The following is a 6,702-nucleotide window of genomic DNA, read 5'->3' on the forward strand; positions in this document are numbered from 1 at the left end:
CGGTTCAAAGATTCCAGCTCAGGGGACTTGCGCGGCGGGCGCCGCCACGGCCGCACCCGGCACGTGGCCGCCGCCCAGGAACAGGCGCTCGATGTGGGGGTCGGCCAGCAGCTGCGCGGCCGGCCTGTGCAGCACCAGCTGGCCCGACTCCAGCGCGATGGCGTCGTCCGAGATCTTGAGCGCGCTCTTGACGTTCTGCTCGACCATCAGCACGGTCGTGCCCTGGGCCGCCAGCCTTTGCAGCAGCTTGAACACGTCCTGCACCACCATGGGCGACAGGCCGATGGAGGGCTCGTCAATCAGCAGCACCTTGGGCCGCAGCAGCAGCGCGCGGCCGATTTCGAGTTGTTTCTGCTCGCCGCCCGACAGCGCCGAGGCCTGCGAGTGCAGGCGCTCCTTGACGCGCGGGAAAAACTCCAGCACTTCGGGAATGCGCTCGTGCGTGGTCTTGGTGCCCAAGGTGATGCCGCCCAGTTCCAGGTTCTGGAACACCGTGAGCTGCCCGAACAGGTTGCGGCCCTGCGGCACAAAGGCAATGCCCCTGGCCAGCAGTTCTTTCTGGCTGGCGCCCGAGATGTCCACGCCGTCCAGCAGGATGCGGCCCTGGCGCGGCTTGAGCAGGCCGAACAGGGTTTTGAGCACGGTGGATTTTCCCGCGCCGTTGGGCCCCAGCAGCAAGGTGATGGAGCCGCGCCTGACCTTGAAGGACAGGTTGTTGAGGATCATGAAATCCTTGTAGCCCGCCACCACGTCGTCGAATTCAATACAGGTATCGTTTGCCATGTCAGTTCCCGAGATAAGCGTCGAGCACTTCTTTGTTAGAGCGGATCTCGGCCGGCGTGCCTATGGCCATCACCCGGCCTTCCACCATCACCATGATGCGGTGGCACAGGTCCATCACAAAATCCATGTTGTGCTCGATCACGACAAAAGAGCTCTTGCGGCCGAACTTGGGGTTCTGGTTGAGTTCCTTGAGCAGCGAGGAAATGCCGCCCACCAGGCTGGGGTTCACGCCGGCGCAGGGCTCGTCGAGCAGCACCAGGTCGGGCTCGGCCATAAAAGCCATGGCGATGTCCACGAGTTTTTGCTGGCCGTAGCTCAGGGTGCCGGCCGGCTTGTCTGCCACGTGGCGTATGCGGAACTGGTCGATCAGCGCGTCGGCCTTGTCGCCCAGGCCCGAATCGCCGGGCGCGAACATGCGGCTGAACATGCTGCCTTTGTGCTCCTGCGCGGCGACGATCAGGTTGTCGCGCACCGTCATCTTGCCGAAGACCTGCAGGGTCTGGAAGGTGCGGCCCACGCCGCGGCGGCTCAACTCGAGCGGCGACAAGCCGGTGATGTCCCGGCCGTTCAGTTCGATCGAGCCCTCATTCGGCGTGATCTGCCCCAGCACGCTGTTGAACATGGTGGTTTTGCCAGAGCCGTTGGGGCCTATGACGCCGAAGATCTCGCCCGGCATCACCTCGAAGGACACACCGGCCACGGCCTGAATGGCGCCGTAGGCCTTCTTGAGCCCGGTGACTTTTAACAGTGCATTGCTCATGATGGCGCTCCGATCCGGCCGGCGGCCGCCGCGCGGGCCTGTGAGGCCTCGCGCGCCGCGCGCCGACTCCTGATGCGGTCGGGAATACTCAGCAGGCCGTCGGGCAGCCAGACCATCAGCAGCACCACCGCGACACCGAACATCGGCAGATACCAGTTGGAGACCAGGGGCACGTCGCGCAGCCATTCCGGCAGCACCACCCCCACGGCGGCGCCGACGACGGGCCCGAGGAAATAGCCCGCGCCGCCCACCACCACCATCAGGTACAGCATGATGGAGGCGGCCACAGCGAAGGGCCCCGGCTCGATGAACTGCACCAGCGAAGCGAACAGTGCGCCCGCGATGCCCGCGTAAGCCGCGCCTATGGCAAAGCTCAGCAGCGTGTAGTTGCGGATGTTCACGCCCAGGCTTTCGGCGCGTATCGGGTTGTCGCGCAGCGCCGTGAAGGCCTTGCCCCAGGGTGAGCGCAGCAGGCTCCATAACGCCCCGGCCAGCAGCACGGTAACCGCCAGCACCAGGTAGTAATAGGCCAGGTTTCCCTCGAGCGAGTAGCCGAACAGCGAAGGCCGCGCGATGTTGTTGATGCCGAAGGTGCCGCCCGTGAGCCACTCTTCGTTGCGCATCACCAGCCAGATCGCGGTGTTGAAGCCCAGCGTGGCGAAGGCCAGGTAAATCGCCTGCACCCGCAGCGCCGGGAAGCCCAGGACCAGGCCGACGGCGAAGCAGATCAGCGCGGCGGCCGGCAGGCCCAACCAGAAGCTGACACCGGCCTTCATCAGGATGGCCACGGTGTAGGCGCCTATGCCGAAGAAAGCCGCGTGGCCCAGCGATTTCTGGCCGGCATAGCCGACCGTGAGGTTCAGGCCCATGGTGGCGATGATGAAAACCAGCCAGTAGCTCAGCAGGTAGATGCCGTAGTTCTTGAGGAACTGCGGCGCGGCCAGCATCCCCAGCGCAGCCAGCAGCGAAAGCGCCAGGGCGAATTTGTTGTGGGCGAGTTTCATACCTTGCGCTCCTCTTTTTTACCCAGCAGGCCCTGCGGCTTGAAGAGGATCACCACCATGAAGATCACCAGTGCCACCGCGTCCTTGTAGGCGGGCGAAATATAGGCCGAGGCCAGGTTCTCGCAAACGCCCACGATCAGGCCGCCCAGCAGCGCGCCGCGCGAGTTGTTAAAGCCGCCGATGATGGCGGCGAAGAAAGCCTTGGTACCCAGGCCCTCGCCCATGTCGAACTTGGCGAGGTAGGTGGGCGTGACCAGCAGGGCCGCCGCCACCGCCAGCACGGCATTGATGGCGAAGGTGTAAAAAATCATGCGCGGCACGTTGATGCCGAGCACGGAAGCGCTTTCGGTGTTCTGCGCCACGGCCTGCATGGCGCGGCCCGTCACGGTTTTGGCCAGGAAGGCCTGCGTCGCCAGCACGATGACCAGGGCCAGCGCGAAGGTGCCCATGTCCTGCAGGGTGATGGTGACCCCGGCGATATTGAACAGCTTGTCGGCAAACAGGCTGGGGAAAGGATGGGCTTCGGCGCTGTAGCCGGCGCGCACGCCGTTGCGCAGGGCAATCGAAAGGCCTATGGTCGCGACGACGATGGGCATCATGCCGTATTTGAAGAGCGGATCCACCACCCCCCGTTTGAAAACCCAGCCCAGCAGCAGCACGGCCAGCAGCACCGCCATCACAAAGCTCACCAGCATGGGGGCGCCCAGCGACATGAAGGCCAGCATCATGAAGGCCGGCAGCATCACAAATTCGCCCTGGGCGAAGTTGATCGTCCCAGAGGCCTGCCACAGCAGCGTGAAGCCCAGTGCCGCCAGCGCATAGATGCTGCCGGTGGCCAAGCCCGAGAAAAAGAGTTGAAGGAAGTCTGTCATGGCGGTGCGTGTCGGGTGTGGACCTGATGGATGGAAGAAGACGCCACACCGCCATTGCGGCATGGAGCCTGCTTCACCTGGCGAAATTACTTCTTCGCGGCGCCCAGCGCCGGGAGGATTGCCACGACTTCCTGCTTGCCGTTCTTCACTTCAATCATGAAGCTCTCGCGGTCCAGGTCGCCCTTGGCGTCAAAAGACACGTCCATCAGCACACCTGGCTGGTCTGCCGCTTTCACCTTCAGCGTATGGAGCGCGGCGGCCACGGCCTTGCGGTCCAGTTTTCCCACTTTCTCAATCGCGGCCTTCAGCACATAGATGCCCGAGTAGCCTTTCATGCCGTTGTGGTCGGACACGTATTTGTATTCTTTCTCGAACTTGGCGCGGAAGGCGCGGATAGCGGGCTGCGGCGCGTCGACCGTCAGGCCCACGTGCGCCACGGCGCCGTTGGCGGCTTCGCCCGCGAGCTCGATCACCTTCTGGCCGGTCAGCGTGGTCTCGCCGATCACCGGTTTGTTCCAGCCCTGCTTGCGCAGCTCGCGCAAGAGGCGCGCGGACTCTTCTTCGTTGGAGTAGGCAAACAGGCCGTCGGCATTGCTCTGCTTGGCGCGCAGCACGGCGGCCGAGAAATCCACCTGGCCGGGCTCCGTCGAGATCTCCGCCGCCACCTTGGTGCCGGTCGCGGCCAAGGCCTTCTTGATGGCGTCGTTGCCGCCTTTTCCGAAGTCGTTGTTCACGTAGATGATGGCGATGTTTTTCAGCTTGGCCTGGTCGGTGATGTAGCGCGCCACCTTGGGCATGGCGTCGGCCTGCGTGAAGCTGGTGCGAAACACATAGGGATTGCCCTGCTGGGTGATGCTGGTGGCTTCGCCGCCGGTGAAGTTGGGCACTTCGGCACGGCGCGATTCAGCCATGCTGACCATGATGGAGCCCGAGAACACCGGGCCGAAAATCGCGAACACGTTGTCGTCGATGGCTTTTTGCGTCAGGCCCTTGGCCACGCCGGGATTGCTTTGCGTGTCGGCGGTGGTGGTCTGTATCTTCTTGCCCAGGATGCCGCCGGAGGCGTTGATTTCCTTGACGGCCAGTTCCACGCCGTTCTTGAAGTTGGTGCCCGCCGTGGCGCCGCCGCCCGAAAGCTCGACGATGTTGGCGATCTTGATCACGTCCTGCGCGAAGCCGGCCGTGGTGCCCATGGCCAGTGCGCAGGCCGCGATCAGGTGAAGTGCGAATCGTTTTTTCATGCTTGTCTCCTCTGGTTAAAAATCAATGCGGTCCAAAATGCCCCTCAAAGGGCGGCCAGCGGCGCACTGGCCTGCGCCCCGATGCGCCGGATTTCACCCGTCATCGCGGCCGGGTACAAATGCTCGCGGATAAAGGTCGCGTCGCGGCGCACCGCTGCGGCGGCCTCGGCGTAACCGAAAAATTCCAGGTAGTCCGGCGCCTGCTGGATCAGCATTTCAAAGCCGGGCTGGGCCAGCAGGCCACGGGCCCGCACGGCCCGCACAAACGGTGTGGGCTGGTTCTTCATGAGGATGTCGACCACTGCCGCATGCGGTGCCAGGCGCGAGACATCGCAAGGCAACGGGTCGGTGGTCTGCAGGCCCAGGGGAGAGGCATTGACGACCAGGTCGTAGCCTGAAGGGTCGCTGCCGCCGGCGGCCAGCACACGCGTGCCCGCGGCCTGTGGCGCCGCGGCGATATGGGCCGCCACCGCGTGGGCCTTGCCCGGCACCGGGTCGTAGAGTGCGATTTCGGCTGGCGCCCGATTGCCGGCAATCGCCAGCGAAGCGGCAATGGCCGAAGCGCCACCGCCCGCGCCCAGCACCAGCACGCGCTTGCCCGCGTAGACAACGCCGAAGTAGTCGAGCGAAGACACAAAACCCTTGCCGTCGAACAGCCCGCCTTCGAGTGTTCCATCAGGGTTGCGGCGTATGCCGTTGACGGCGCCGGCCACGCGGCCGTAGTCGTTGCAGTGCGACAGCAGGCCCATCACCAGCGACTTGTGGGGAATGGCCAGGAACATGCCCTTGATGTTTTTGGCCAGGAAGGCCGCGCGCACAAAGGTCTCGATGTCGCCGGCCGCCACATGTACCGGCACCAGCACGGCATTGATGCCCAGGGTTTTGAAGATCAGGTTGAACACATCCGGTGCCCGAACCTGCTCCACCGGATCGCCGGGAATCAGGTAGACGTCGGTATTACCCTGGACGGTTGGAAGCATGTCGAAGTTCGCCTTGTTATTCCGCTGAGCGTTCGATGATCGATTAATCAGCGTTGATTGGCCTGAACTTTATCGCCCAGAACGGTAGCATCAAAGCAAAATCCTTGATATTTGTACGATCATCGATCAATAATGATCGACAATCGACCGAAACAAGGGTTTGACCTATGAACACCCCTGCCCTTCCCGCCCAGCCCGACGCCCTGCAGGCGCCCAGCCCGCCCGCGCTCGACAAACGCGACTGGATCGCCGGCCTCGAAAAAGGCCTGTCCATCATCGAATGTTTTGACGACGCCAACCCACGCCTGACGGCCAGCCAGGCCGGCGCGCGCTGCGGCATGACGCGCACCGCCGCGCGCCGCTATTTGCTGACGCTGGAACACCTGGGCTACGTCGCCGGCGACGGCAAGCTGTTCTGGCTCACGCCGCGCGTGCTCAGGCTGGGCCAGTCTTATCTCGAGTCGGCCCGGCTGCCGCGCATCGTCCAGCCCTTCTTGCAGCGCGTGACGGCCGGCACGCAGGAAAGCGCGTACGTCAGCGTGATGGACGGCGACGACATCGTCTACATCGCGCGCAACGGCTCCAGCCGTGCGATGAACACCGGCTACGTGCTGGGATCACGCGTGCAGGCCCAGGTCACCGCCGCCGGCATGCTGATGCTGTCCATGCGCGAACCCGCCTGGCTCGAAAAATGGCTGGCCAGCCACGAACTCAAGGCCTACACCTCCTTCACCATCGCCAGCAAGGACCGCCTGCGCATAGAGCTGGCCCGCGTGCGGGCGCAGGGCTGGGCGATTTCCGAGCAGCAGCTCGAGCTCAACTACCGCGGTATCGCGGTGCCCTTGCGTGACCGGCATGGCGATGTGGTGGGGGCGCTTAGTGTGACCATGCCTATGGGGCATGAGTCGAGTGAGGAGGCGGTTGGGAGGGTTTTGTCTGTTCTGCGCGAGACGGCGCAGGCTATGAGGAACTTGATTTAGCTTTTCGGTCGCTGGTCGGGGGGGGAGGCCGGGTCTTGCTCCGGCAGGCGCGTCACCGCCCTCTGCTGAGGGTTGCTGGCCG

Annotated in this window: 7 protein-coding genes; 1 reads left to right on the forward strand and 6 read right to left on the reverse strand. The window is 64.1% G+C overall.

All coding sequences use genetic code 11. The features are described from left to right. Positions 1–18 precede the first annotated feature (18 nt). The 6 genes from ACSQ27_RS10385 to ACSQ27_RS10410 all read right to left on the reverse strand — a co-directional run bounded on the left by ACSQ27_RS10385 (position 19) and on the right by ACSQ27_RS10410 (position 5,640). A complete protein-coding gene (locus ACSQ27_RS10385; protein WP_436155361.1) occupies positions 19–783 on the reverse strand; it encodes an ABC transporter ATP-binding protein in 765 nt (254 codons plus the stop codon). A gap of 1 nt (position 784) precedes the next feature. Beyond that, positions 785–1,543 carry an ABC transporter ATP-binding protein gene (locus ACSQ27_RS10390; protein ID WP_436155362.1) on the reverse strand — a complete coding sequence of 253 codons (759 nt, stop codon included), beginning with the start codon at positions 1,541–1,543 and terminating at the stop codon, positions 785–787. After that, entirely contained in the window at positions 1,540–2,547 is a 1,008-nt protein-coding gene (locus ACSQ27_RS10395; protein ID WP_436155363.1) for a branched-chain amino acid ABC transporter permease, read from the reverse strand. Before ACSQ27_RS10395 ends, ACSQ27_RS10390 begins: the two co-directional genes overlap by 4 nt. Then, positions 2,544–3,419, reverse strand: a complete 876-nt coding sequence (locus tag ACSQ27_RS10400) for a branched-chain amino acid ABC transporter permease (RefSeq protein WP_436155364.1) — start codon at positions 3,417–3,419, stop codon at positions 2,544–2,546. The genes ACSQ27_RS10395 and ACSQ27_RS10400 overlap by 4 nt, the downstream gene beginning before the upstream one ends. A gap of 86 nt (positions 3,420–3,505) precedes the next feature. Then, the gene (locus ACSQ27_RS10405; RefSeq protein WP_436155365.1) at positions 3,506–4,660 is read right to left on the reverse strand and encodes an ABC transporter substrate-binding protein; all 1,155 of its coding nucleotides are present in this window, start codon (positions 4,658–4,660) and stop codon (positions 3,506–3,508) included. Positions 4,661–4,704: 44 nt separating this feature from the next. Then, entirely contained in the window at positions 4,705–5,640 is a 936-nt protein-coding gene (locus ACSQ27_RS10410) for a shikimate dehydrogenase family protein (protein ID WP_436155366.1), read from the reverse strand. A 167-nt stretch (positions 5,641–5,807) separates the two neighbouring features. Between ACSQ27_RS10410 and ACSQ27_RS10415 the strand changes: the two genes are divergently transcribed. Beyond that, entirely contained in the window at positions 5,808–6,620 is an 813-nt protein-coding gene (locus ACSQ27_RS10415; protein ID WP_436155367.1) for an IclR family transcriptional regulator domain-containing protein, read from the forward strand. Positions 6,621–6,702: the final 82 nt, after the last annotated feature.

The sequence above is a fragment of the Polaromonas sp. LjRoot131 genome (assembly GCF_964252805.1).
Classification (GTDB): domain Bacteria; phylum Pseudomonadota; class Gammaproteobacteria; order Burkholderiales; family Burkholderiaceae_C; genus Polaromonas.